This is a genomic window from Paenibacillus lupini, assembly GCF_011761355.1.
Lineage (GTDB): Bacteria > Bacillota > Bacilli > Paenibacillales > Paenibacillaceae > Pristimantibacillus > Pristimantibacillus lupini.
The window spans coordinates 135,701-161,048 of sequence record NZ_JAASRW010000010.1 but is presented as its reverse complement, the minus strand read 5'-3'; the positions used below and the strand labels follow the sequence as shown (position 1 = coordinate 161,048).

The 25,348-nt window shown below is 46.2% G+C and carries 24 protein-coding genes; all 24 read right to left on the bottom strand.

What is annotated here, in order from left to right; all coding sequences use genetic code 11:
- Nucleotides 1-8: 8 nt before the first annotated feature.
- Entirely contained in the window at nt 9-1,811 is a 1,803-nt protein-coding gene (locus tag FHS17_RS27055) for an ABC transporter ATP-binding protein (RefSeq protein WP_167281997.1), read from the bottom strand.
- Nucleotides 1,812-1,824: 13 nt separating this feature from the next.
- Complete coding sequence (locus FHS17_RS27050; protein ID WP_167281996.1) at nt 1,825-3,009, bottom strand: nucleotidyltransferase domain-containing protein; 1,185 nt, start codon at nt 3,007-3,009, stop codon at nt 1,825-1,827.
- 20 nt (nt 3,010-3,029) lie between these two features.
- Nucleotides 3,030-3,476, bottom strand: a complete 447-nt coding sequence (locus FHS17_RS27045; protein WP_167281994.1) for a lasso peptide biosynthesis B2 protein — start codon at nt 3,474-3,476, stop codon at nt 3,030-3,032.
- A 4-nt stretch (nt 3,477-3,480) separates the two neighbouring features.
- Nucleotides 3,481-3,774 (bottom strand): lasso peptide biosynthesis PqqD family chaperone, encoded by a 294-nt coding sequence (locus tag FHS17_RS27040; protein WP_167281992.1) that lies wholly within the window; start codon nt 3,772-3,774, stop codon nt 3,481-3,483.
- Nucleotides 3,771-4,727 carry an aldolase gene (locus FHS17_RS27035; RefSeq protein WP_167281990.1) on the bottom strand — a complete coding sequence of 319 codons (957 nt, stop codon included), beginning with the start codon at nt 4,725-4,727 and terminating at the stop codon, nt 3,771-3,773. The genes FHS17_RS27040 and FHS17_RS27035 overlap by 4 nt, the downstream gene beginning before the upstream one ends.
- 74 nt (nt 4,728-4,801) lie before the next feature.
- Nucleotides 4,802-5,950, bottom strand: coding sequence for a glycosyltransferase (locus FHS17_RS27030; RefSeq protein WP_167281988.1), 1,149 nt, complete (start codon nt 5,948-5,950; stop codon nt 4,802-4,804).
- Nucleotides 5,947-7,140, bottom strand: a complete 1,194-nt coding sequence (locus tag FHS17_RS27025; RefSeq protein WP_167281986.1) for a glycosyltransferase family 4 protein — start codon at nt 7,138-7,140, stop codon at nt 5,947-5,949. Before FHS17_RS27025 ends, FHS17_RS27030 begins: the two co-directional genes overlap by 4 nt.
- A complete protein-coding gene (locus FHS17_RS27020) occupies nt 7,137-8,318 on the bottom strand; it encodes a glycosyltransferase family 4 protein (RefSeq protein ID WP_167282099.1) in 1,182 nt (393 codons plus the stop codon). The genes FHS17_RS27025 and FHS17_RS27020 overlap by 4 nt, the downstream gene beginning before the upstream one ends.
- Nucleotides 8,319-8,352: 34 nt before the next feature.
- Nucleotides 8,353-9,408 carry a glycosyltransferase family 4 protein gene (locus FHS17_RS27015; RefSeq protein ID WP_167281984.1) on the bottom strand — a complete coding sequence of 352 codons (1,056 nt, stop codon included), beginning with the start codon at nt 9,406-9,408 and terminating at the stop codon, nt 8,353-8,355.
- Nucleotides 9,405-10,532, bottom strand: coding sequence for a glycosyltransferase family 4 protein (locus FHS17_RS27010; RefSeq protein ID WP_167281982.1), 1,128 nt, complete (start codon nt 10,530-10,532; stop codon nt 9,405-9,407). The genes FHS17_RS27015 and FHS17_RS27010 overlap by 4 nt, the downstream gene beginning before the upstream one ends.
- Nucleotides 10,529-11,866, bottom strand: coding sequence for an oligosaccharide flippase family protein (locus FHS17_RS27005; RefSeq protein WP_167281981.1), 1,338 nt, complete (start codon nt 11,864-11,866; stop codon nt 10,529-10,531). Before FHS17_RS27005 ends, FHS17_RS27010 begins: the two co-directional genes overlap by 4 nt.
- An 18-nt stretch (nt 11,867-11,884) precedes the next feature.
- Nucleotides 11,885-13,036, bottom strand: a complete 1,152-nt coding sequence (locus FHS17_RS27000) for a glycosyltransferase family 4 protein (protein ID WP_167281980.1) — start codon at nt 13,034-13,036, stop codon at nt 11,885-11,887.
- A complete protein-coding gene (locus tag FHS17_RS26995; protein WP_167281979.1) occupies nt 13,011-14,435 on the bottom strand; it encodes an O-antigen ligase family protein in 1,425 nt (474 codons plus the stop codon). The genes FHS17_RS27000 and FHS17_RS26995 overlap by 26 nt, the downstream gene beginning before the upstream one ends.
- Nucleotides 14,420-15,346 (bottom strand): glycosyltransferase family 2 protein, encoded by a 927-nt coding sequence (locus FHS17_RS26990; RefSeq protein ID WP_167281978.1) that lies wholly within the window; start codon nt 15,344-15,346, stop codon nt 14,420-14,422. Before FHS17_RS26990 ends, FHS17_RS26995 begins: the two co-directional genes overlap by 16 nt.
- Nucleotides 15,347-15,592: 246 nt before the next feature.
- On the bottom strand, nt 15,593-16,276 hold the full coding sequence (locus FHS17_RS26985) for a CpsD/CapB family tyrosine-protein kinase (protein ID WP_167281977.1): 684 nt from the start codon (nt 16,274-16,276) through the stop codon (nt 15,593-15,595).
- The gene (locus FHS17_RS26980) at nt 16,257-17,018 is read right to left on the bottom strand and encodes a Wzz/FepE/Etk N-terminal domain-containing protein (protein WP_167281976.1); all 762 of its coding nucleotides are present in this window, start codon (nt 17,016-17,018) and stop codon (nt 16,257-16,259) included. Before FHS17_RS26980 ends, FHS17_RS26985 begins: the two co-directional genes overlap by 20 nt.
- A gap of 152 nt (nt 17,019-17,170) precedes the next feature.
- The gene (locus tag FHS17_RS26975; protein WP_167281975.1) at nt 17,171-19,402 is read right to left on the bottom strand and encodes a glycosyl hydrolase family 28-related protein; all 2,232 of its coding nucleotides are present in this window, start codon (nt 19,400-19,402) and stop codon (nt 17,171-17,173) included.
- 155 nt (nt 19,403-19,557) lie between these two features.
- Complete coding sequence (locus FHS17_RS26970) at nt 19,558-20,928, bottom strand: sugar phosphate nucleotidyltransferase (protein ID WP_167281974.1); 1,371 nt, start codon at nt 20,926-20,928, stop codon at nt 19,558-19,560.
- Between the two features lie 26 nt (nt 20,929-20,954).
- Complete coding sequence (locus tag FHS17_RS26965; RefSeq protein ID WP_167281972.1) at nt 20,955-21,644, bottom strand: sugar transferase; 690 nt, start codon at nt 21,642-21,644, stop codon at nt 20,955-20,957.
- A 12-nt stretch (nt 21,645-21,656) separates the two neighbouring features.
- Nucleotides 21,657-22,544 (bottom strand): UTP--glucose-1-phosphate uridylyltransferase GalU, encoded by an 888-nt coding sequence (gene galU / locus FHS17_RS26960; protein WP_167281971.1) that lies wholly within the window; start codon nt 22,542-22,544, stop codon nt 21,657-21,659.
- 91 nt (nt 22,545-22,635) lie between these two features.
- The gene (locus FHS17_RS26955; protein WP_167281968.1) at nt 22,636-23,388 is read right to left on the bottom strand and encodes a Wzz/FepE/Etk N-terminal domain-containing protein; all 753 of its coding nucleotides are present in this window, start codon (nt 23,386-23,388) and stop codon (nt 22,636-22,638) included.
- A gap of 327 nt (nt 23,389-23,715) precedes the next feature.
- On the bottom strand, nt 23,716-23,913 hold the full coding sequence (locus tag FHS17_RS26950; protein ID WP_208420587.1) for a hypothetical protein: 198 nt from the start codon (nt 23,911-23,913) through the stop codon (nt 23,716-23,718).
- A 21-nt stretch (nt 23,914-23,934) separates the two neighbouring features.
- The gene (gene ndk, locus FHS17_RS26945; protein WP_167281966.1) at nt 23,935-24,342 is read right to left on the bottom strand and encodes a nucleoside-diphosphate kinase; all 408 of its coding nucleotides are present in this window, start codon (nt 24,340-24,342) and stop codon (nt 23,935-23,937) included.
- A gap of 25 nt (nt 24,343-24,367) precedes the next feature.
- Nucleotides 24,368-25,336, bottom strand: coding sequence for a class II fructose-bisphosphatase (gene glpX, locus FHS17_RS26940; protein WP_167281964.1), 969 nt, complete (start codon nt 25,334-25,336; stop codon nt 24,368-24,370).
- Between the last annotated feature and the right edge of the window lie 12 nt (nt 25,337-25,348).

Here is a 25,348-nt window from a genome sequence, read left to right as displayed (position 1 = left end):
GCCAACACCTACACGTTGGCCTCGGTTTGATAACTAAGCAGCTTTCTGAATGTCCCACGAGATTCCTGCGACAGCTGAATATAGCTGCCCTGCTGTACGATCTCGCCATTCTCTAGGACAATAACTTGATCGGCATGCCGTATTGTAGATAAACGATGGGCAATAACGATAATCGTCATTGTACCACGCAGCAGGTCTAACGCTTCTTTGATCTGCACCTCATTTTCACTGTCGAGGGCGCTCGTCGCTTCATCCAGCACAAGTATGGACGGTTTCTTTAGAATTGCCCGTGCGAGTACAATTCGCTGACGCTCCCCGCCAGAAAGTCTTACCCCACGGTCTCCAATCACCGTATCCAGGCTATTTGGCAGTTTACGGACAAATTCATCCGAAGCTGAGAAACGCAGAGCCTCCCATATCTCTGCCTCTGTCGCATCTGGAACAACAAGCTGCAAATTCTCCCTCAAACTGCCATGAAACAGAAAAGGGTCCTGTGAAACATAACCGATCCTATTTCGGTAAGAATACAGCAGCTCTTCTGTCAGTTCCCGGCCATCAATAAGCACTTTCCCTTCATCTGGCTGAATAAGCCCCATCAAGAGATCAACGAGTGTGCTTTTACCTGCTCCTGATTTGCCGACAACAGCAGTCATTCGGTTAACCGGAATAAGCAGGTCAATATGCTTTAAAGCCAGCCGTTTTCCGCTCTTATCATAGCGGTAACTTACCTTTTGGCATTCAATGCTCTCCTTTAATGGAATAGACAACGCCAACTGCTCATCCTGCAATAAGAGCGCTTCCCGCGCCTCTCCACTTTCCTGCTGCAGCACCGTTAATGCCTGCATAGCTGGCAGTTGCGTCATAATTCGTTCGAGACAGGATTGAATGGTAATGAACCTCGGCCACAAACGTGTGAAGATCAGCACAATTAATAGCAACTGTTCAGCAGCAACATGCAATATGGTTAGGGAAACATACACAAACACGGCGATTAATACGACAGAGGATGCCCGATATAGAAACTGTGAATTGGCGTATACTCTCGCAGCTTTCATATAATTGCTCTCAATGTGTTGGCAAAGTTCAGCAAACTTGCGAATATGCGAGCGCTCCAGCATATTGCTTTTAATATCCTTAATTCCGTTAAAATTATCGCTAAGTCCTGCAAAATAGCTTTGGAACAGCTTACTCGTTTCTTTACCCAGTTTTGCCGATTTCCTTACAAACTTGCGGGATATAAGAGATAGCAGCAACCCACTTAGAATAATGATAGAGGTCAGCTCAACCGACAGCCACATTGCAAAGCCTATTTGGATTAATGTAAAGACCGCCGCGGAAATAAACGTCAGCAGCAGCCCGATGCCATTGCTGACCCGGTTGAGCTCTGTAGTCAGCATCTGGTTAAAATCCGAATTTCTTTTACGGAGGAAATATTCCCACCTGGCTTTTAACAACGACTGATGCGTTTCCTGCCGTAATTCCTTGATATAACGCTGCTCTATCCTGGAAGAGAGATTCGTCTGATTGCGCTGCAGCAGTGCTTGCCCGCCGACTAGAAGCACATAAATTAGCAATACAATCGGAAGATTTAACGGGATATTCGATTCTTGCATCCTATCCATTGCACTCGAAACAAAAGGAATAGTGTCGACATTCAAATCAAAGGCACCGATAATACTTAATAGTGGAATAATCAGAAATATACCAATACCTTCCAAACCACTCACGATTAGCATTAACAGCAAATGAACATAAAGTAGGAAGCCCGACGAGGCATACAACTTTTTAAGAAAAATAATAATCTCCTTCATGCGGAGCTCCTCCTTAGGTTGTCTGCCGTTTCACTTGCCGCCAGAACCAAAGGAATGGGCGGAGAGGGAAATAAAGAAAATGCATGGATTTAGGCAGAGGAAGCAGTGTTACATCCTTCGAGCTTGGATACAGCTTATTCCAGATGTAGAGCTGCCTTTGTCTAAATGTCATCGCAGCGAGCAAATAACGGTTATAGACAAAGGCAATCTCTTTGCTCTCCGGCTCTGGAAACAAGACAACCTTCTGCCGGATAAAGATAAGCGCAAGCTGCGCCAACCGGTGTGCTTTTGGATTTAATGTCATCGCGTAAGCCTCTTCCGGCAGCAGGCTACCGAGCAGATCGGTCGATAAGAGAATCGCCTTACCGCCGAGGCTGGCGCTTCGGCTTGCCGCAAACAATTGATTCACACGGTTCCAATTTAAGAACCCGCTTAGCATACGGTCAATATCCATCAACCATCGCAGGCTGGTCCAGGCATGTCTTGTTCCATGCAGTACCAAATAAACAAACAGATCCTCGCTGCCAAGCGTATAGACCGATTTATTAAGTGAGCTAGCCTGTCTTCGGCTCCAAAGTTCCTCAAACGACGGTTCAATGACCGAATCGGGGTTTAAGCGCCAATGAAGCTCAATCTCGATTCTCTTCTGCGGATGTATATAGGAGATATGATGGGTCTTACGTTCAGTATTATTTAAGACTGCCGCAGAATCATATTGCTCGCCCAGGGCATATCCTTCCTCCAACAACACCTTTACACATTTGTCCCAATCCTGCTTCGAGACGAAAATATCAAGATCGCCTGACGTACGCCCCGATATATCACCGTAAAGCATTGCAGCAAGCACCGGACCCTTCAAAAAAAGTGAGCGGATTCCTTGCCCAGCAAATCGTTCATTCATCCGTTCCATCTCGCCGCGTAAATGCAGCATTTCGAATGTGTTTCTTGTATAAACAGCCTTCAGCTTATTCATTACGAAATTTGGTGTCCATTGCTGCTCTTCATTTAATTGGGCTAACAAAGGGTATAGAATAGGGAAAGTATCATGATAAGTGGCAAACTTCAAAAATGACTGCCAATCCAGATCTCTCGATTGCCGTATCGCCTCTTCCACTTCTATTTTGCGGTCGGAACGAAGCAAATTCAGCATAAACTTCAATTCTTTCGAAAACGAGCTCAGATCCAAAGGACTACTCATTTCATTCTCCCCTTACTCTCTTAACGTCCGGGCACTTTTCCGAAAACACCAACAACTGTATAACGATTCATGATCTCTGCACCCGTTACATAATAAGGCCCTGTTCGCAGCCAGGCATGGGCACTTAATTTCCCATTATCATTTTTCATCGTACCAAGATATAATGTGCTCTCGACTCGACGCTTTTCCAGCATTTTCATACAGGCGATAGCCATTACAAGACATTTGCTTTCCCAAAGCGTATAGCGGCTCATGATCCGGATCGAACGCCCGATTTTATGTATGATTTCCTCATCTTCCGGTGCTGTCGTGAAAGATGTTTCTTTCATCGAACTACCCAGACTGGGAGCTACCTTCGCGAATGGAATCGCCTTCAGGATTCTCGCCCAGCCAAGGTAGAAGAATGCTTCCAGCAGCATCAGCTTAAAGGCTCTGTCGGAAGCTAGAAACTTACGAAACCGGCTCATCCTTTTAAACCTCGGCGCTGACAATAAGGCCTTGCTCGGCCAATTTTTGCAGGAATGCCTCCACTTGGCTTGTGCAAACTTCTCTATCGATTTCATACTCCTCACAAAGTTTATATACAATTTCTTTCAATGTTGTTGGAACAGCGAGATGCTCCCAAATCGCGCCGCCAGATTGACCAAGATTATAATACTTACCGCTTTGTATGCTCATCATGACTTTATCTCCGCCCATGTCGCTCACCAGATACCCTTCTGCTTGAACGATACGTCCACCTGCCAATACACCTTGATTGCTCATAAATGTACGACCTCCCCTTCTCTCACTTTGTTTAAAATTTGATTAACCAGATCTGGTGCCGTGAACCCGTTTAGCGGGCGTTTCAATTGATAGAACGGAATAGCAAGCGCCGCTTTCGCTGCAAAGTTAAGCAGCCATTGCTCCTTGCTCAATTCATTCAGTACTTTGCCGAGGAATAAATGATAGCGGATAAGCTGCACCCGTTCGAGCGATTTAAGCGGTCTCATGGCAATCTGAGGAATATCTGCCTTCTCTAGTTCGAATATGCCTGCCAGCGGCAGAGGATCCTTAATGAACTGGTCTCCAAATGGAACTGCAAACTTGTTGTAATTATCCAGTATTTGATCATAGTTCGCCGATTCCATATTCAAATAATCCAAGCTTTGCTGCCAAAGCTTCTGTTGCGGATAACCGGGATATGCCGTAAGTATGTTACTCTCATCGATTGACAACCCTACAATATCATCACTGATCAGCTTATAACCCGCCTGCCTGAACGCAGCTCCAAGCGTTGACTTACCGGCCCCGCAATCGCCAACGATAATGTAGGCCTTCCCATCAATCATGACACCGCTGGCATGCATCGGCACAATACCTCGATGTATCATGACAATTGAAAGGCATACTCCCAGGAGAAAAATACGGACTTCTCTAGGATCCGACCCTTTTTCAGGCATCACTTGAATAAGAGAGCTTCCTACAATCCGGTAATAGGCCGCTTCCGGAATATGAAGCACGATTTCATTTCGAGTGAGATCAATGTGGCGTTTCTGCCCTGGCTCCCAAGATTGAATAAAGCCTCTTAAATCTGCATATTCAATGCTAACGTCAGGTTCGATATGGCTATCTTCTTCAGACCATAATTCCGGCATTTCCACTTCACTAATCAACCGTAGTCCATAGGCGGAATAATTCTTTTTATCTACACGTACATTCTCACTAATTGATCTCACCTCTTCTTATTTATGATACTAATTGTAGCAAAATGGCTCAAATTTATCAACAAAATGTATCACAAGAGACGAAACTATCTCCCAAAATGGATCCCTGCCTCCACCCCGTAGTGTTTCAAGTTGCTTCCAAGCGGATCAATTGCACTTTGCAAACTGGACAATAACCTCTCAATGAAGAAACGTTCATTAAACGTCTCAGCATGATCCCTAATGAGCTGCGGATCCCACTGCTGTCTATCAAAAGCCTGCAGAGCTTCTATTAGAGACTCAGCATTCTGCACCTTGAAAAACAAGCCGTTCAATCCCGATTTGATGGTGTCAAGCGCTCCGCCTGCTTGGAAGGCAATCACAGGTCTGCCGCAGGCATTGGCCTCTAGTGGAGTTATCCCAAAATCCTCCAATCCAGGAAACAGCAATGCCTGACATCTCTGCATATAGCGGACTACCTCTTCGTCACTTCTGCGGCCTAGAAATTGAACGTTTGGTCCTGCCATAGCTTCGAGACGTTCCCGGTCATCCCCGTCCCCAACAATGAGCAGCTTCCTTCCAAGACGAGAGCAGGCTTCGATGGCGATATCGATCTTCTTATAGGAAACAAGACGTGAGACAATGAGAAAATAATCTTCCGGCGCCTCACTACTGACCGAGAAACGTTCTACTTCAACAGGAGGATAAATGACAGAAGACTCGAGTCCATAAAACTTGTTTATTCTTTCTTTCACCACACTGGAGTTGGCTATAAGACGGTCGACCTGCTTTGAATTTGATTTATCCCAAATCCTTAAAGGGAATGTCAGCCATTTGGCAGCTATTTTTCTCATCCGTGACACCTTTACATTCTCGATATAGCCGTCAAAGTTCCAGGCAAACCGCATTGGGGAATGACAGTAGCACAAATGAACCGCATGCCCAGGCTTCCGGATCCCTTTAGCATAAGCACTGCTGGAGCTGATGATAATATCGTACTCCTGCAGCTTCATCGACCGGACTGCAAACGGATATAGCCAGAAGTAAAGCTTGAAATCTCGTAAAATGTTCGGAATATGCTGCATCCAGGTCGTTACAACATTAGCGTCGCGTAATTCAGGTAATAACTTCTCTCTGTCGACAATGGTCGTATAGATTGGTGCTTCCGGAAACAACTTATGCATAACGCCAACAACTCTTTCCGCTCCGCCCATTTGATTCAAATAATCATGGACAATTGCTATCCGATAATTCATTTTGCCACCCCCTTAGTTTGCCGGAGACCGCGGTTGATACCCGTTCCTCCATTCATTGCCTGCATATAGATCATCTCCGTCTTCGCCGCAGCCTGCCCGATTGAAAAATGCTCCTTTATCCGTTCAATTGCGTTATCGCTGATTAGCCTGCGAAGCGGCTCCATCCTTTGAAGATCCTGGATACATTGTACAAGCTGCATTATATTTCCGGTCGTATACAACAGTCCACTTCGGCCGTGCTTAATAATCTCCGCCACCCCGCCGCCGTTTGTTGCAATGACTGGTGTCCCCTGCGCCATTGCTTCAATGATGACCCGCCCAAACGGCTCATTCTCCGAACAGAGCAGCAACAGGTCAGATGCGCAGCATATTTCGTCCACATCCTCACGAAAGCCTGTAAAGCGGATATATTTCGTTACCTTTAATTGGTCGGCCAGCCGGTGAAGCTCCTCCAAATATTGCTCGTTCTCCTGGCGGAACTTTGGCTCTCCGACAATCCATAAATAATTCTCCTCTCCATGTTGAAGTAAGGCATGTAAAGCCCGAATAGCATCCGCTTGTCTTTTCCAGGGCGCGATCTGACCAATAATGGTCATGACACGGCCATCTTGCGGTGTATGGAGCTCTGACCGAATTTTTTCACGGCTGTAGGCTTTCTCCTGTCCCGAAAATTCGCTAAGGACAGCTCCGTTATGGACCAGATGAATACGCTCCCCCAGCTTTTGATAGTCCTTCATCACAGATTCTGATATGGCAATAACCGACTGTGCCGCCCATAAAGCATACATCCGTATGACTTTGCCAATCAGCCCCTTGGGCGGAATATCATGCAGATGCCATATAACAGGAATGCGGTGATGCCAGTAGAACAGCGATGCCATCATTCCTGCCCGAAGCGAGTTGGCATGGATCACATCTATCCCGTACGCTCTCACTGCTTCCGACAGCTGGCGTCCAGCCTTAATCATGCCGGCCGCTCCAGCGGCCAGCCGGAGTGGATTGCGGCTCAGCCTCGCGTTAAAGCTTGGCAGAGGTACAACCTCCAGCCAATCCTTTCTGGCCCGATCAAGGAGTTCGCCTTCCGGTGCAAAGATAATGGGATGCACCTTCGTATAATGCTTCGCTGTCACCATGAGATTGATCTCCGCTCCGCTCACTGCGCTGGTGTGGTTATAATAGGCGACTCTCATCGGCTGGCCACTCCTTTTCTCCGAATCTCCTGTGCCTCACGGAACACATCGGTTACAGCCCCGGCTACACTGCTCCATGTATACCGCTGAAGTACATGCTCTCTGCAAGCTTCTCTGGTCGGAAGCGTTAGCCGGCCGTTCAAAGCACTGATCAATTTACCGCTCATCGCCTCCGCTGTCCCGTCCTCGAACAGCAAATCCGAGGAGACTTGGCGTAAGATTTCATTAGTACCGCCATAAGGTGTCCCAAACACTGGGGTTCCGCAGGCCATGGACTCAATCGTAACTAAACCAAAGCCTTCGAGCGTAATGGTTGGGACAATGCTGTAATCAGCCGCTTGATACCATTCCACCAATTCTTCGTTAGACACCCTGCCCAGCATCCTTACATTCGCAGATAGGCCCAGCCGAACAATCTGCTGTTCGTATTCACTGCGCATCGGACCGTCTCCTGCAATATATAGTCTGGACCCCGGATGTTCCCGGACAACCGTCTGCATCGCATCAATCAGCCGGTCAATTCCCATCCGGCGAACAATGCGCCGTGCACAGAACAAAAGTTTTTGACCAGGTGCAATACCCAGCTTTGCCCGCAGTGCTGGCCGATCCGGGTGAGGTGTGAATCGTTCATGCTCAACAGCGCCAGGAATAATGTGAATTTTACTGTGGTCAATACCATAGTTATTCGATAAGATATCCCTGAAATATTCGCTGAGTACAATAAAGCGGTCGGAGCGGCGGTAGGTTACCTGCTCGACCTGCTTTTTGATTAGGTATCTAGCTTCCCGCACAATTCGGGGCTTGCCGCCTTCCTCCATCTTGGACTCAAGTGCCCAAGGCCCATGGAAATGCGTCACAATAGGGATATGACTCGGCAAGCTGTTTCTGGACACCATGGAGGCATATAGCGCAAAATGCGGATTAAATACATCCGGGCGGAAAGACTCCACTGCTTTCACAGTATGATGCCTAACCGCCCGGATTCTGGACCATATTCCACTTCCCGCTGCATTCGTAATATTCAAGCTGGTTTGAAGCTCCGCGTTCTGCTCGGCAACAACAAGCCCAAATTCTGAATGTCCATATTGCTTCAGAGCTTGATTATAATCGACATAATAGCGATTCAGCCCGCCAGGCTGCAGCTCGTTCCACCCTAATCCGGTCGTCAATACTCTCATCACCGTTACCACTTCCTATCATCCGACTATCAACTTAACTCTTTAATACTTCCTCATAGATTTGAAGCGTTTGCTCCGTCACCCGAGAAACTTGATAATATTCAAGGCCTTGCCTCGCACGTTCCCTATAAGATTCACGTTTACCTTCATCGCTAAGAAGCTCAATAATCGCTTCCGCCAGAGCAGCAGGCTGTCTAGGAGGAACCAGCATCCCCGAATCTCCTTGATCAAGCGCTTCTGGTATTCCATCTACATCCGTAGCTACAATGGCGCAGCCTGCTTCTCTTGCCTCAATGAGCACGAGCCCAAACGGCTCTTTGTGCGAAGCAAGAACAAAGACATCAGCTGCCCGCATATAAGCTTCAGGGTTCACTTGAAACCCTTCAAACTTAATCTGTTCCCGATAAATAGATAATCCCGCCATTTTCTCGAACAACGCACGTTCGGGCCCGTCTCCAACAATAAATAGATTCACACCTTCAACGCTGGCTGCAATCTGGTTAAAGGCCTCAATCAAATCGCCAATTCCTTTACGTGTATATAATCCTGCTACAGTTACAATATTAGGCCCTTTCAGGTCTAGCATAAGCGATTCATTTATCTTTCTCGGGCTTCCTACGGTTCCGTTCAACACTACCTTTAATTTATTAGGTTTAATCCCCCTTGCGGCCATGGATCTCGCAACAGCATCGCTTACTGCAATAACCGCATCGCCAACCTTCATCAGATCAGCATGCTTCTGGAATTCATTATGAACATGCGTAATAATCTTATAGCTGCTCATCCCTTTCAAATAACGGGATAAAAGAGCGCCTGTCATCATATGAGCATGGATGATATCCGGCTTGGTCTGTCTGATCAGGGAGCGATAATGAAAAAAAGCCCGCAGCATAGAGGCAGGCCTTCTCGTTTGATCAAGCCTATAATGTGATACGCTATGCCGTTGCAACAAGTCGATATAGCTTCCTCCACCGGAAGCCACAGTGACTTCATGCCCTCGTCTAGCTTGTTCGCAAGCCAGATCGATCATCACATTAACAATGCCGTTCCCTATTTCATGTGCATGATTCGCGATATGTACGATCTTCATCCGGTTGTCACCCCGCATAATTCCTTATAAAACTGAATGGTCTCACTTGCAATTTGGCTCCAATCATGTGTTTGGGCGGTTTCATACGCATTTCTTTGCATACTTTGCAGCTGCGATGGCACATCAAGCAATTGCCGCAGCTTGCTCTTAATGGCAGATGATTCCCTCATCGGAATAAGAAGCGCATCCTTTCCATCTTGAAGGAATGAACTCGTCGTGAAGGAAGAGATCGGAACAAGACCACAGGCCATCGCTTCCAGTAAAGATAACGGATATCCTTCTGACAAAGTCGGAAAAAGCTTGATCTGATGCCCCATAAGAATGGAAGGCAATTCTTCATGACGATATGCCGGAATGACATGAATACGGGAGTGGACAGCAGCATCGTAGTCAGCCAGCACCGTTTCTCGTGAACAGCCTGTTCCGATAAATGACATTTCTGCATTAGGATATTCCTTCAAGATGACATTCATTGCTTCTGCGGTGTAGGCAATTCCTTTCCGCAATATATAGCTCCCTACTTGGGCAATCCGAATCGGTGCTCCAGCTATGACCGGTACATTGTCAATAGACAGGTTTAGAAAATAATCCGGTAGTCCGTTTCTAACAAGTCTCGACGATGCTTGTTTGACCCTAAGCTTGTGGATGGCATATTCGTAATCCTGCTGATTAAGGAACAGCGACCCGTCCGCTTTACGGAAAGATACCGCAACCTCCCACAGCCGAAGGCCTCCATGATAAAGCGGATATTTCCACGATAGTTTCACATTGCCCCGCTTCTGCTCCTCCAGCAAGCCTATGTGCATCGTATGCTCTAACCCGTGGCTTCTTGTGACCAGAGCAGGCTCCTCCCGGTCTTTGCGTCTAAACAAACTCCATAACCATGCATCCCCACTTGAAGCATCCACTATATCGAATGGATCAGACTTTTTAATTCTTCGCATCAGATAGTAGGGAAACACAAGCCCTTTCAGCTTGGCTGGAATATAAGAGGGCAGATCATTGTAGGAGAACAAGGATACTTGATGACCTAATCGTTCATATTGCCGGGACAGCTGATAGGTAACTCCGGGAGCACCCGCATTAATGTTCATCTCATGGTGAATAGATAATAAGATGTTCATGGAATCACTCTCTCCGTTTCCGTAAGATTCTTTTTACCAAGCAGTTGTCTCTTTACCCAAGACCAATCATCTGCCTGGAATAGAATGGACGACCAGCTTATCCGCATCTCGAAATAATAGAGCCATATAATGAGCAGGAAATTGACTACTGCGGAAATGAGTAAAGAGTATGCAGCGCCTATAATCCCCATATGCGGAGTCAGTACATTAATCAGTGCAGCGTTCATAAGCAGCGACAATACTTTCAACATCGTCACTCTTCCTGGTCTATTCGTTGCCATAAATCCTTGAGCCAGCGTCCAGGTCGCACTCGCTATTGCAGCTTGAACAATCAGTACACGAAAGATCGGTATCGCTTCCTTGTATGAAGCACCATACAACAGCAGCATGACATATGGAGCAAAAGTAACGAGCAGGATAACAAGTCCAAACGTAAGAACCGCACTGATGCGGTACATCTTGAGTGTGAGTTGGATGGCCTCGTTTGGCTGCAATCCTGATGCTTGAGGGAACAAGACGGATACGATGGAGGATTGGATAATATCAAGCATTTTGGCCAAGCTCAAAGCAACCAAATAGATACCCAAACTGGCAGGTGACAACAGCCCTACGACAAGCACCTGATCGATATAAAAGGAAAGCGTGCCTGCCAAATCAGTGCCGTACGAACGAATGCCATATTGGACTAACTGTCTGGACGACTGAATAAGGTCCGAATGCTTGAACTTATAAATCGATAATAGCCGCATCATCGTCCATACCGAAATAGGAATGATCGGCGCCAAATAGGCAATTGATGTATAAAAGGGATTTACGTTCCCCGTGACCACCAATGCACCCAACAGCACCAGTGTAATGATATTAGGTAAATACCGGATGCGGTTGAACAGCAGGTATTCATCTCTCGCCTGCAATACAGCGTTATTAATAACGCCAATCAATCCAAAAGGAATCAGGATAAGTGCCCAGCAGGAGAAGGCGATTTTATTATGGGAATAACCATCCATCCACCCCGGCAAAAATAGCAATCCGCCAAGTATGGATATCATTCCAAGCAGCAGACACATCCATAGAGAAGCTATATAAAGCGAACCTTGCTGGCTTCCCTTTTGTTTCATGTAATAAATAATAGAAGAGGGCAAACCAAGCGTAACCATATAGGAAAGCAGCTGCGGCCACATAATCATCGCCGCCTGCTCGCCGCGTCCAATTGGTCCCAGATATCTTGCAATAATAATGCCCGTTAATGTATTAAGAAATAGAATAAATAAGTTGGAAGCGAACATTTGCGCGATATAACCAAAGCTATCTTTGCGTCTTAATACATTTAACATAGCCTGTACCTATTCCTTTCAAGACTCTGGCAGAGGAACAGCCTTATGAAGGGCTGTTTCTTGAATTAACTGCAAATATTGTGCGGCCATGGCTGACCAAGAATGCTGGCAGGCAAGCCTTCTAGCTTCCTCCCCCATTTGCTTCAGCTGCCTGCGATCGGCCGCACATCTCAGAAGTGCATCAGCAAGAGCATCTGAATCATCCGGGTCATTAATAATAATGGCAGCCTTATTCGTGAGCAGCTCCACTGCTCCGCAATTGCTACTGGCTACAACGGGAAGACCTACGGCCATCGCTTCAAGCAAAACAAGCGCAAAAGGTTCATAACGTGAAGGGAATACGAATAAGTCTGCGGCAGACATCCACGTCGCCATGTCCGTACGGTAGCCTAGAAATTGTACCCGTTCACCCAAACCTAAGTCCGCTGCCATCTGCGGATAGAGGCTTCCTTTCGTATTGCCAAGTACAAGGAGATGAATTTCCGGAACAGAAACTAATGCTTTTAATACAGTGTCGAGATTTTTTCGCGAGGATCGAAGATCTCCGGCGAACATGGCATATAGCTGTTGCTCAGATAAATGAAGCTCTCTCCGGTCCACATGACGCGGATAAAACTCCTCCAGATCAACTCCGTTTCGAATGACAGCTATTCGATTACCTTCTATATGGGCATCCCCCTTAAGTTCATGCTTCACCTGCTCCGATACAGCCACAATGGTTCTGGTACGCTTCATCGCCATTCGTTCCAGAGAACGGTTGAGCCGGGTATAGATGTATTGATAGAACGAGCTTAAGCTCTTACGTTCCACAATAGGATGATACTTGGAACGAAGCCAGGCACTATGGACGAAATGGATACAGTTGATATCCGAGCGGACATACGCTGTAAAGCCGTTTACAATCGTCAGATCGATTCGGTTCCTCAATATGGTAAGCCAGAGCGATGCTCGAATAGCGAATATCTGATTCCGCAGCAGCTCGGTCGGCCAGCCTTCCACTGCGATCTTTTTCCATATGACCCGTTCATGCTGCGCCAATTCATCAGATAATTCAGAAGCAATAATATATACATAATGACCTTGCCGAAGCGCCTCCAAAATAACCTCGTAATTAACCCTCCCCTGTCCATCGCCTTTTCTTACTTTATGGGTAACGAAGCACATGTTCATGACCTGCATCCTCCTCTTTCAATGGAAAAAATATAAAGGAGAGGAGAAACCAGATGTTTACGCCCCCAACCCCTGGAAATGTGTTCGCTCCAAACAGCAGGAACAGCGCTGCCGCCATCGTAGCGAAGGCAAGATGACTATATTCCCGATAGTAAAGAGTGCTCCGCAGACTAAGAACAACCAGATACCCCAGCAATCCAAGAAATAACAGCCCGCCTGGAATACCAAACGTATAGAATACATTCAAATAGCCATTATCGAAGGTTTGCAGAGCACTCGTATTCAGCTTGGCACTCAGCCCTGTGCTGCCAAGCCCGTTGCCAATCGGATTTGACATGATGACCACCATGATGGACGAAGTAAAAGCAAGTCTATCATTATAGGAGTTATCCTCACTTAGATTGCCGAAGCTTTGCACGCGCGTCGTAATCGCATCCGCTCCTGGCAAGCTCGGGAGTACAAATTGATAGAACATAACCAGCACAGCAAGAACAGCAACCAGCTTTATTTTGCTCTGTGACTTTGCCTGCATGAAGTACACCAGAAGCATAGCAACAAGACCAATCCAGCTGCTTCTTACCAATGTAAGCATCAAGGCAAATGCGACGAGAATAAGGCCGACAAAACCAAAGGCACGCCACTTTTTATTCATAATCATGACGGATAAAGCATAGGCCAGGAAAGCACCCGTTGGGCCAGGCGAGTTCAAGGTTGAGAATACCCTCACCTTGAGCGGCTCAGGCTGTCCAATCGAGGTCATCTCGGAATGGATCATCCAGAACTGATCCCATGGAGGAATAAGAAAATATTGGTATATACCATAGACGGCGACCAGCACCGTAATAAACGTAAAGCTCTTTAGCCAATAATCTCTGACTTCATTTTTGAAATTACAGGTGTTAACATAGGCTATTAGCAATAGCGGAGATAAATAGTTTATTAGATCATACGTTGCGGCAAAACTGCCGAATTGAAGCACACCAAGAAGATACCCGTAGCCAAATACCAAAGAAGCAATGAGCATGATCCGGGTGACTGTTCGCGACAGCTTCTTATAGTTTTTCATAATAGGGATAAGCATCGTTAAGCTTACGAGCAGTGGGGCAAGGGACAAGATGGGGGTATCACTGTAAGTGCCAAAAGACCAGTCCAATAAACGTCTTATTTCCGGATAAAACGCCCAGACAGCTATTGTGTAGGGAACATAGGCTATTGAATTTGCCCATTGAAGAAAAACCGCAGCCATCGTTAAACCAAGGACAACGGACAGCTGCCAAAGATCCTGCATCATGGCTACCTTCGTTGTCGTCACGCCAATAAACAGGATAATAAGCATCATTCCGATGGTTCCAGTTGTTTTGAGCAAGGCAACTTTGGCTGTGTCTATGAGTTTATCCATGTTCTCCACGTTTTCCACCCATCCCATCTACCTCTGTATGTGGATCGCAGCTTTCTATAAGCTGCTCCTTTTTCCCGAGGAACCATTCGAATAAACTGCAGGAATCCAGGTGAGGGCGGACTTCCGACCAAAGCGATCCATACCAAATAGACAGCTCTTCTAATGGCGCCCGAATGCTTTAATATGGTGTACGTTTCATTATGGGCCATATTACGGCAAGCAGTCTCATTAAATGCATTCCGTTTATCTTCATCAAATCTCTCAGCCGGAAAATGATTCACACATACACTTGGATCGTATAGAAGCTTCCAGCCAGATTGCTTGACAAGCAGACTTATTCCGATCTCAAGATGAACTTGAGCGCCGCTGCCTCTCAGCATTCTATCAAAGGATAGATTCTCGAGCGCTTTCTTGCGGAAGCTCATATTCGCCCCCTTTAGGATGTCCACTTCCCTGGCATCACCTACACCAATATGATGATTACCGGCCATTCTGCCGAACCAATACAACTTGCCGACATTCCTGGCCTGACCGAACAGCAGCCGGCCTGAATGATACACCCAGTCCTTGCCCCCTAGTCCTCCAAGCTTGTCATCATCTTCGTAATGCTTTTCTATTCTTGCCAGCCAGTCGGGATATGGAACTGTATCATCGTCAGTAATAACGATAACATCACCCGTTGCTTGCGCGAGTCCGGTATTAAGCGCCTCTACCGTTCCAGGAGTATATACCATCCCATATCGCAGTCGCCCATCTAGTCTGGCATTCAAATAATCGATTGTCTCCCTGTCGGAATCTCTTGCAATGACCAGAATCTCATCCGGCAATCTCTCCTGTTTGTAGAGCCCGCCCAAACCTTCAACTAAACTGTCTAGACGCATGTAGGTCGGAATGATGACGCTAATCCGCATGGACTTTCACCTATCCTTTATTGTTTTTAAATAAATAGCTATGTTCTCTTGCTCGGCAAGAAAACATAGCTATTTGTTTAAAAAATGGCAGGCATCTAACCTGTCCTCACATCTCACCAGCGACAATCATGTCTAAGGCTTCAATAGCCCACGGTGCGACCGAGTGCCTACAGTAATAAAGGTTCAGTAGACATTACCTATTTCGCTGCAGTTCTTTCTCCTATGATGATGTCAAGCTATTTTGTTTTATTTAGCAGATCCATAATATTTCATAAAAGTAATGTCATCTCGTTTCAACTGATTGAATACAGCCCCAATAATTCGAGACTGTACGAAATCCAGCTTTTCCTTGGCCTTGCGCACATAAGTTTTCTTTACTTTTCCAGCATGAATGACGAGCAGGACACCATCACAGTATGTACTGACAATTAGAGAATCGGTAACCGCAAGCACCGGCGGAGTATCAAACAAAATAAGATCGAACTGTTCCTTCAGCTCTTCCAATAACTTCTTCATTCGGGCTGAGCCGAGCAGCTCAGCAGGATTGGGCGGTGTTGGACCTGATGTAATTAAAGATAGATTCTCAATTCCACTATCTTTCAGCACTTCCTGAAGCATGCTTTGCCCAGTTAGAAGATTCGTCAGACCTTGACGATTCGTATGAGCAAAAATACGGTGGAGTGAAGGCTTTCTAAGGTCGGTATCGATGAGCAGAACCCGCTTTCCCTCTTGTGCATAAGCAACTGCCAAATTGCTTATTACAGTAGACTTGCCTTCTCCTGCCTGTGCAGAAGCGACCATGAGCATCTGGATCGGATTATCGACAGAGGAATATTGAATATTCGTGCGCAAGGTACGGTAAGCTTCAGCCACCGTAGAGCTTGGATTAAATAATACAACTAACCGGCTTTCATTGGTTGACCGAGACATATTTCCCTTCACCTGCCTCTTTCGAAATGTTAAAGTGCTCATGCTGTCCTCTTGCGTAATCTTCTTTCTTCATTCGGCCTATTGCCGCAAGAAGCGGAATACCAAGCAATTCTTTGAGCTCTTCTTCATTCTTGAGGGTATCATCAAGGAAATGCAGACAGAGCACTAAGCCGATTGAGATAAGAAAAGATAGGACGAAAGCAAGCACAACACTCATCACTACGTTGATATTGACAGGTCCATGCGAGATGTCATCATCCAGCTTTGCCTCATTTAAAATGGTGATATTGTCTATATTCATAATGTGTGGAATTTGTTCTTTGAATACTTGTGAGATGGCATTAACCGTCTTGGCTGCACTCTCATAGGAAGTAGACCAATAGCTAAGATTTAGTACCTGTGAATCATTGAAAGAACTTACAGCAAGAGTATTGGCCATAACATTAACGGAGTCTTCCAGATCGGGGTATTGCTCCACGACTTTATCCAGAATAGCGGAGGAGGTAATAATCTCTTTATAGGAATTCATAAGCATTAAGTTTGTTTCTAATATGCCTACACTTGGATAGATTTGTTCATCGCTCTTTGGGGATTGATTTACAATAAGTTTCGCACTGGCTTCATAAATAGGAGTTGTAAAATAGTAGCTTTTTATACCAGAAGCGGTACAGGCAAGCAGAATCAGTACAAGCACTAGCCACCATTTTTTCATTACAACTCTGAAGTATTGTTTTAACTCCACTTCTTGCACCTCCGCCGATACAATTTGTATATACATAACTTTATGATACAATTAGTAGCATGTCAAGGCATATCTTCTCAAAAAGAAAGAAGCCGGTTATTTCCCCAGAACTGGATGCGTTCTAGCGGAAATACCGGCTTTGCTGATTATACTTATGTCAGCATCGTTATTTGAAGTTTTCCGTTCACAAGTTCAATTCTTCCTCTTGTACCTGTAGCTTTATCCGTTAATATGAATGCATCTCCGCTTTCAATCGCCGGCTTAGCATAAGCATGATTATATGGAGAATAGGCTCCATTATAATCATAAGAAACCATAACTGCGGCAATATACGTTGGCTGTACAGCCGATAACTCGAAGAAGGATGCTAAATAGGCGTTTGTATTTGGAACATATTGTTCTCTGCAAGTGATTCTTGTCCATTGATTGATAATTACTTCATTGGTAGTGTCATAAAGGGTTGTATGGTTGCCGAATTCCAGTCTGCTGCGGAATCTGGCTTGTGGAGAGAGGATAAAGTATTCAAAGCTCATGTAACGATTCGAGTCTACAATAAGCGGATAAGAACTGAATGGCACTCCAACATAAGGACTGCTCGCTCCATTTGGCGTAATCATTAATACACCTGTAATAGATTTATCCACGTATGACTTCATCTCAGGGCTGAATGGCACAGGGAGCGTATCCGAATTCGTAATCATCGACAACCCTACATTAGTACCCGCTACAATGTTCCAGTTTTTAAGCAGCTCTGGATTCAAGAGGAGATTGCCATGGCTAATAGGGTTATTCGCTTTGGCATGTATAGATTCACCAACCGATTGCGATGTGGTATACAGCAAGGTAGAGGATACATTACGTTGAACGATTTTTGTAAGCGCGGGCTGCAGACCCGTAATAAGTGTATCTTTTTCCAGGAAGTTGATATAAGCAGTACCAAGCGCCCCTGGTGCATCCGATTTAATCGCACTGCCTTCGATATTCTCAATATTAACTCTCGAAACAGTGCCAAAATGCACCGCGTAGCTTTGTTTCGCATCCTTATTCTTCAGCGTATCCGGCAGTGCGTAATACTCCACCGAAGTCGGATCAACGGATGACCAGGACATTCCTATGCCCGAAATATAAAGACCTTGTGACATGGATTTCGGCAACAGCTTTATGGCCGCTTCACCGATCTGCTCGAAACGGACCGACTCCAGCATTCCATAGATCCCGCCAACCACGCCAGCTGCGTTATTATACGTATCCGAATCGATAACCTGATAAATGCCGTATGGCGAGTAGCCAAGATGCACCCTCTTCATCGTTACGCCAAATCCGCCGTAATGGCCCACATGCTCTTTGATTCCTATCATAATGCCGGTGAAGGCGCCGGTTATACCACCGCCCTGAAAATAATAATCCTCGCTGTTCTTCATACAGTAGACACCGATAAGTCCATTCCATGTGCAGTCATTGGAGGTCACATGCCCATCCGTGCTGTTAAGCAGCAATCCCACCTTAACCTGCTTCGTACTTATGCTGCGGAAGATCGGTTTCGCTCCGCCTGCCACCTCAATAGCTACCGTTCCCGCCGAGAACATCGAATAGGAATCCTGATCAAGCAAAGCTTTATTCACCCATGTCGATAGATTCCGCGAGTTGTAGCCGACAGTCCCCGTAATGGCAAAGTTCTCGAAATTCGCGTCTATCCCCGCATTCTCAATTCGTATACAAGGAAGCAGATCCGTTGTTTTATCGATGGGATCCCAAATAAGCAGGCTGCCCATCTGACCATCATCCACGAAATCCGCGACCCCATACATTCCCCGCGAATTATTCGTTAACGTCTGCCGAATACGATAGGTTCCAGCCGGAATAAAGATTCTGTACTTCTTGGCACAAATGGCCATCGCAGCCCGGAAGGCTGCCGTATCATCCGCTGAACCATCACCTGCCGCCCCAAACCATGTTGGATAAATATCCACGACCTTTGGCGTTCCCGCAATAAATCCTCCTGCCGTAATGTCAAAGATCCAATCGCATAAGCTTGCCGCAATGGTTCCGTTTACAGTAATGCTAATCCCCTTTGCCGGTTTCAGCCGAGCACCCCGCGCGAATTCCAGTCGTTTCGTGCTTGGAATCGTGATACTTTTCTCAATTAGATACACGCCTGGCGGAATAAAAACCGCTGTTGTTGCCGTATCATTAACTGCTGCCAACAACGCATTGTAGCTGCCCGCTGCTCCGCTGGCATCCGCTCCTTTCCAGCGAATGTTAAAGCCTCGTGCACTAAGCTCGCTGTCCAGAGCATCAAAGTTTGCGTTTAACTCGGTTTGTTTTACCGTTTCATTTGAACCCCAGCTGTTCATGCCCATATTTTTTGTTTTGCTTGTCGCCATACATCCATCCTCCTTTCATCTCCTCCTTCCATATATGAAACAACTCTATGAAATGCAACTGTGACTAGCCCTCCTCTCTTGTATAGATTTCAAAATAATAGAAAGGCGCATTGTCTCCTCATGGAGACGAATGCGCCTTTGATGCATGTTCACACCTACATATTTGTACAATGCTCCTCGACTTCTTCCCACGTATTGTATAACTCGACGATTCGGCTATCCTCTTCTCCGTTGCCGGATTGTACAATAATGATCTCTAGCTCAGATACCGCACGGATGCTGTGCAAAGTCTTCATCGGAATATGCAGCACATTGCCAGCTCTCACCTTCATATAATTGCCGTTCTGGACGAACTCACCTTCACCCTTCACGATGGTCCATACTTCTTCCCGATTGATATGAAGCTGATAGCTAATATTCCGGCCTGGCAATATACCTACACGCTTGGTTACGACTGAGCGTCCATCATCATAATGCTGATCGTCGAGAATCCTAGCCCAGCCCCAGCTCCGCTCCTCGAACTTCGGGCCTTGATTATAATTTATGAAGTCTTTCACTCGTGGACTTGCGGTCTTCTCCGACACCAGAATACCATCCGGGCTTACAGCAACGACCACATTCGATAAGCCAAGAATTGATACCGGAATATCAATCTCATTAATGAGATGAGTGTTGATGCTGTCTTCACTAATCATGCCTTTGCCGATAAGATGATTGCCCATCTCCTCCGTCAGCGTATTCCAGGTGCCAAGATCTTTCCAGTACCCCTCGTACGGCCGGACGACAATATGGCTAGTCTGCTCGACCACTTCATAATCGAAGCTGACTTTCGGAAGTGTATGATACTGCTTCAATAGCTCTTTATAATGAAGAGGCAGCCCTTTCTGCTCAAGCAATTGAATAAGGAATCCAAGCTTAAAAGCAAATACGCCGCAGTTCCATAAGGCATGATGTTCTTCAATAAGCTCAGCAGCACGTTCTTCAGAAGGCTTCTCCTCAAACCGATTCACATCACAATATCCAACACTATTTTGATCTCCTGAAGGAATAATATAACCGTATTTCGAGGAAGGGTAGGTTGGTTTTACTCCAATTAAAGCAAGGTTTGCCTCCGTAGCAAGAAGGACGTTCTCGAGCTGCTTGACTTCATCAAAAAACCGGCTCTCTACATAAGGATCTACAGGCAGAATAGCAATTACTTCATCCAGCCCGACCTCTTGCTCCGAATAGAGATAAGCTGCAGTTAACGCGATAGCGGCGAACGTATCTCTGCGCTCTGGCTCAATGATTAATGGCACATGCCGGCCAATCTGACTTTGCATCATTTCAACCTGCGATTTGCCTGTTGCAATATAACTATTTTCAGAGAGTCCCTTTTCTGCAATTTGTCCCCATACTCGCTGGACCATGGATACTAGCTGATGCTGCTCATCCTCGAGCACCTTTAGGAATTGCTTCGATCGGGCATCATTTGAAAGTGGCCACAGCCTTTTCCCCGAGCCTCCGGACAACAATACTAGCTTCATTCCTACTCCTCCGTTTCGCTCTATCACTAATAAGCGTTCTTGGAGCCGAACATGACCCTGACGGTAAGCAGGACCAGCTTCAGATCAAACAGAAATCCCCGCTCTTCGATATACTTCAGATCCAGCTCAACCATTTCCTGAAAGCTGAGCTCGTTACGTCCACTAACCTGCCACAACCCGGTGCATCCAGGCAACACTTTAAGCCGAAGTTTATCGTAGCTGCTGTAGTTCTGTACCTCACGCGGCAAAGCAGGACGTGGCCCAACCAGTGACATATCGCCTTTAATCACATTCCATAACTGTGGAAGCTCATCGATACTTGTTTTCCGGATGAATTTCCCCACTTTCGTAATCCGGGGATCTTCCTTCATCTTAAACATGGCGCCTTCGATTTCATTCTGACTAAGCAGTCCTTCTAGCAGTTCTTCAGCATTGGCAACCATCGAACGGAATTTAAACATCTTGAATACCTGCTCATTGCGCCCTACCCGGGTTTGATAGAAGAAAACAGAGCCCTTTGGGCTCTCCAGCTTGATACATAAGGCAACGAGAAGAAAAATCGGAGCTAGCATAATCATTCCAGCTGAAGCAGCAATAAGATCAAACCCTCGCTTAATCATTAAATAAAGCCGTAAAGGCCGACGCTCGTAAGCCGTATACAGGGTTGCGGCATCAAAGACCGCTTCGAGATCATTTTGCTGAGGGGTCGGAGCCATTACCATTCACCTCTAATTAATCTTATTAGACTGCTCTCTTACAATCATTTCTTCCATAGCAGCAAGAAGAGGAATTCTAAGCTCTTCATTTCTTAAAGCAAAATCAAGCGTTGTTGTAATGAAACCTAGCTTCTCCCCAACATCGTACCGGATCCCCTCGAAATCATAAGCATATACGCCCTGACTTTCATTCAGCCTCTGAATGGCATCCGTCAGCTGGATTTCACCTCCGGCTCCTTCTTCTTGATTCTCCAAGTAATCGAATATTTCAGGGGTTAAAATATAACGTCCCATAATAGCAAGATTGGAAGGCGCCTGTCCCTTATTTGGCTTTTCTACAAAACGCCTAACCTGGTAGAGCCGGTCAAACTTCTCGATTGGATCTACGATCCCGTATCGATCCGTCTGATCTTCCTTGACAGACTGAACACCAATAACAGAGCGGTCTGTCCGTTCGTATTGCTCAATCAATTGCTTTACGCACGGCACTTGCGACTGCACAATGTCATCACCGAGCAGAACAGCAAATGGCTCATTGCCGATAAAATTACGTGCACACCATACCGCGTGGCCAAGTCCTTTTGCTTCTTTTTGCCGAATATAGTGGATAGCGACGTTTGATGAACGCCGAACCTCATCCAGCAGTTCAAACTTGCCTTTGCTGAACAAATTATGCTCCAGCTCGAAGGCATGGTCGAAATGATCCTCGATCGCCCTTTTCCCTTTGCCCGTTACGATAATGATGTCTTCAATCCCTGATGCAATTGCTTCTTCGACAATGTACTGAATCGTTGGCTTATCGACGATCGGCAGCATTTCTTTCGGCATAGCCTTTGTTGCCGGAAGGAACCGGGTTCCAAGTCCCGCAGCAGGTATAATTGCCTTTTTCACCTTGTTCATTACACTCTCACCCTCACCTATCCGTTTTTGTATATCTCTATATAAAACAAAGCCCTGAAAAGGTCCAGAGCTGCCAAACCCGCAGTAATCTTTACTGATTAAGTGTGGCGTATGAGGCTTCTTTACTTTTCAACGATATAGACGGCGGCTTCTTGGAACCCCCCAGATCCTGTCTATTGATTTTATTGATTAGGGCAAGAACAGGAAGATCCAAGGTTTGCAGCATCTCGGTCTCGCTCTTGATTGTGTCGTCCAAATAATCGAGCAGGAAGATTATGCCGACAGCCAGCATTAACGATACGATAAAGCTGATGAGCATGTTAAGAATGGGGCTATTGTTAATGGGACTTGGCAAATCTTTCTCATCTGCCTTATCCAAAAGGGTGACGTTATCCACTTGCATGATATTCGGGATTTGCTCTTTGAAAATTTCAGATACCGCATTTACAATTTGAGCAGCCTGCTGATAAGAAGAACCGCTGTATATGATGTCCATCACTTGCGATTCATCTGCGGAGGTGACTGTAACCTTCGAGGATAATTGATCCGAGGTAACACCAATGTTAGGATTTTGTTCTACAACCTTATCCATAATGAATGCTGATTCAACAATTTTCTTGTATGAGTTGATCAACATGACATTGGACTGTAATACTCCTAGATTAAGCGTTTCTACACCAGCCTGCTGTGGGGATTGATTGACAATAAGAGTTGCTTTAGCCTGGTAGACAGGGGTTGTGAAAAAATAACTCTTAATGCCGGTTGCAACGACTGCGACTATAACGACGGCTGCGATTAACCACCACTTCTTCATCACGATCTGAACGTACTGCTTTAGCTCCACACGCTTCCCTCCTGCAACCTAAGTAGGACTTCCGATACAAATCGTATCCTTATTTGTACTACTTACTTTAAGATACAAAACGTATCATTGTCAATAGTTTTCTCCGCTGTTTTCATAACCTTGCGACATTTTGTTGCATAGTGATTTTCTGTAAAAACAATAAAAACTCATGTAAACGGTTACCCGTTACATGAGTTTTTATGCTTGAAAATACTCTATGAGTCTAGCTTTCAATTGTCCCACTCACTTAGAAATTTCGCTATACCATCATCGGTTTCCAATAGGCAGACAGGAGTGCCTCCGATATCGTTACAAAATGGGCTCCAGCTAGTGCAGCTTGCTCCACATGACCGATATGCAGATACTCGCTGCAATGATCTCGGCAGACAAGTTATAGTGCTGGTTAATCGTCTTGAGATCCTCAATAGGTCCCATGCCATAAGCACCAGTATCGTCGAGACGTCCGTTGAAAGGACTTATGCCTTTTTCCGATAAAGCACGTTTCTCGTACCTATCTTCCGTCATGGGCAGATGGTTCCTCTTGAGTTACAGTTGATCTCCGAAAAACATTTGAATCTCATGTGCTGCACTCTCGACAGAATCAGAACCATGAACAATATTGCTTTCTACACTTAGCGCAAAATCACCACGAATGGTACCGGCATCTGCATCCGATGGATTCGTCCGGCCAATCAAGGTACGGGCATTTTTTACGGCACCAGGGCCTTCCCAGACCATAGCGAAAGAAGGACCTGAAGTAATGAACTCGACTAATTCGCCGAAGAACGGCTTCGCCGCGTGCTCACTATAATGGCGCTCTGCCAAAGGCGTATCGATTTCAATCAATTTCGCCTGTATAAGCTTAAAGCCTTTGTGCTCGAATCTTGCTACTATGCTGCCGATTAATCCACGTTTCACACCATCGGGCTTCACCATGACAAAGGTTCGTTCCATTCCCATTCCTTCTTTCATTCCAAGTTTATTTGCGTAGAAGAGGTTTGTTCGGCAGGTAATGCAGGGACTTCACATAACGCACGGTACGGGTCTGCGCCCGCATCACCATCGAATGTGTCTCTGCCCGCTGATCCGGCATATAACGAACGCCGCCAAGGAATTCCCCTGGCGTCACACCGGTCGCTGCGAAGATGACATCTCCATTACCTACCATATCGTCAATTGCTAATATTTTGCGAGGGTCAGACAGCCCCATGGAGACGCAGCGCTCATATTGCTCTTCGCTTTCAGGCATGAGCCTGCCTTGAATCTCGCCGCCTAGACATTTGAGCGCAGCTGCTGCCAGCACGCCCTCCGGCGCACCGCCGGATCCAACATACAAATCGATGCCCGCTTCCGGGAAGGAGGGTGCAAGCGCCCCGGCTACATCCCCATCCGACAAAAACTTGATACGAACGCCGGCTTCTCTCAGCTCACGGGTCATATCCGCATGACGTTCTCTGTCCAGTATCATAACGGTCAGGTCCGTAATTGGCTTATCAAGCGCTAGTGCCGCCTTTTCCAGCGTCGTTCGGATTGGATCCTTCAGCGACAATTTCCCTGCAAGCTCAGGACCAACTGCCAGCTTTTCCATATACATGTCGGGCGCATGGAGAAGCTGACCTTTGCCTGCTACAGCAAGAACAGCCATTGCATTGTTAAGACCTCTGGCAACGATCTCCGTCCCTTCAAGAGGATCTACGGCTACATCTACCTCCGGCCCTAACATGCTGCCCACTTGTTCACCGATATAGAGCATTGGCGCTTCATCCATCTCACCTTCACCAATGACGACCGTTCCGCGGATCGATACCGTATCAAACATACTCCGCATCGCTTCAGTCGCCGCACCGTCGGCACTGTTCTTGTCTCCCCGGCCCATCCAAGGGGAGGCGGCAAGCGCCGCAAGCTCCGTGACTCGAACAAGCTCTAAAGACAATTCGCGTTCTAACATAATTGGGCATCC

Coding starts and splice junctions, on each gene's coding strand:
- FHS17_RS27055 (WP_167281997.1), bottom strand. CDS start 1,811: ATGAAGGAGATTATTATTTTTCTTAAAAAGTTGTATGCCTCGTCGGGC.
- FHS17_RS27050 (WP_167281996.1), bottom strand. CDS start 3,009: ATGAGTAGTCCTTTGGATCTGAGCTCGTTTTCGAAAGAATTGAAGTTT.
- FHS17_RS27045 (WP_167281994.1), bottom strand. CDS start 3,476: ATGAGCCGGTTTCGTAAGTTTCTAGCTTCCGACAGAGCCTTTAAGCTG.
- FHS17_RS27040 (WP_167281992.1), bottom strand. CDS start 3,774: ATGAGCAATCAAGGTGTATTGGCAGGTGGACGTATCGTTCAAGCAGAA.
- FHS17_RS27030 (WP_167281988.1), bottom strand. CDS start 5,950: ATGAATTATCGGATAGCAATTGTCCATGATTATTTGAATCAAATGGGC.
- FHS17_RS27025 (WP_167281986.1), bottom strand. CDS start 7,140: ATGAGAGTCGCCTATTATAACCACACCAGCGCAGTGAGCGGAGCGGAG.
- FHS17_RS27020 (WP_167282099.1), bottom strand. CDS start 8,318: ATGAGAGTATTGACGACCGGATTAGGGTGGAACGAGCTGCAGCCTGGC.
- FHS17_RS27015 (WP_167281984.1), bottom strand. CDS start 9,408: ATGAAGATCGTACATATCGCGAATCATGCACATGAAATAGGGAACGGC.
- FHS17_RS27010 (WP_167281982.1), bottom strand. CDS start 10,532: ATGAACATCTTATTATCTATTCACCATGAGATGAACATTAATGCGGGT.
- FHS17_RS27005 (WP_167281981.1), bottom strand. CDS start 11,866: ATGTTAAATGTATTAAGACGCAAAGATAGCTTTGGTTATATCGCGCAA.
- FHS17_RS27000 (WP_167281980.1), bottom strand. CDS start 13,036: ATGAACATGTGCTTCGTTACCCATAAAGTAAGAAAAGGCGATGGACAG.
- FHS17_RS26995 (WP_167281979.1), bottom strand. CDS start 14,435: ATGGATAAACTCATAGACACAGCCAAAGTTGCCTTGCTCAAAACAACT.
- FHS17_RS26990 (WP_167281978.1), bottom strand. CDS start 15,346: ATGCGGATTAGCGTCATCATTCCGACCTACATGCGTCTAGACAGTTTA.
- FHS17_RS26985 (WP_167281977.1), bottom strand. CDS start 16,276: ATGTCTCGGTCAACCAATGAAAGCCGGTTAGTTGTATTATTTAATCCA.
- FHS17_RS26975 (WP_167281975.1), bottom strand. CDS start 19,402: ATGGCGACAAGCAAAACAAAAAATATGGGCATGAACAGCTGGGGTTCA.
- FHS17_RS26970 (WP_167281974.1), bottom strand. CDS start 20,928: ATGAAGCTAGTATTGTTGTCCGGAGGCTCGGGGAAAAGGCTGTGGCCA.
- FHS17_RS26965 (WP_167281972.1), bottom strand. CDS start 21,644: ATGGCTCCGACCCCTCAGCAAAATGATCTCGAAGCGGTCTTTGATGCC.
- galU (WP_167281971.1), bottom strand. CDS start 22,544: ATGAACAAGGTGAAAAAGGCAATTATACCTGCTGCGGGACTTGGAACC.
- FHS17_RS26950 (WP_208420587.1), bottom strand. CDS start 23,913: ATGACGGAAGATAGGTACGAGAAACGTGCTTTATCGGAAAAAGGCATA.
- ndk (WP_167281966.1), bottom strand. CDS start 24,342: ATGGAACGAACCTTTGTCATGGTGAAGCCCGATGGTGTGAAACGTGGA.
- glpX (WP_167281964.1), bottom strand. CDS start 25,336: ATGTTAGAACGCGAATTGTCTTTAGAGCTTGTTCGAGTCACGGAGCTT.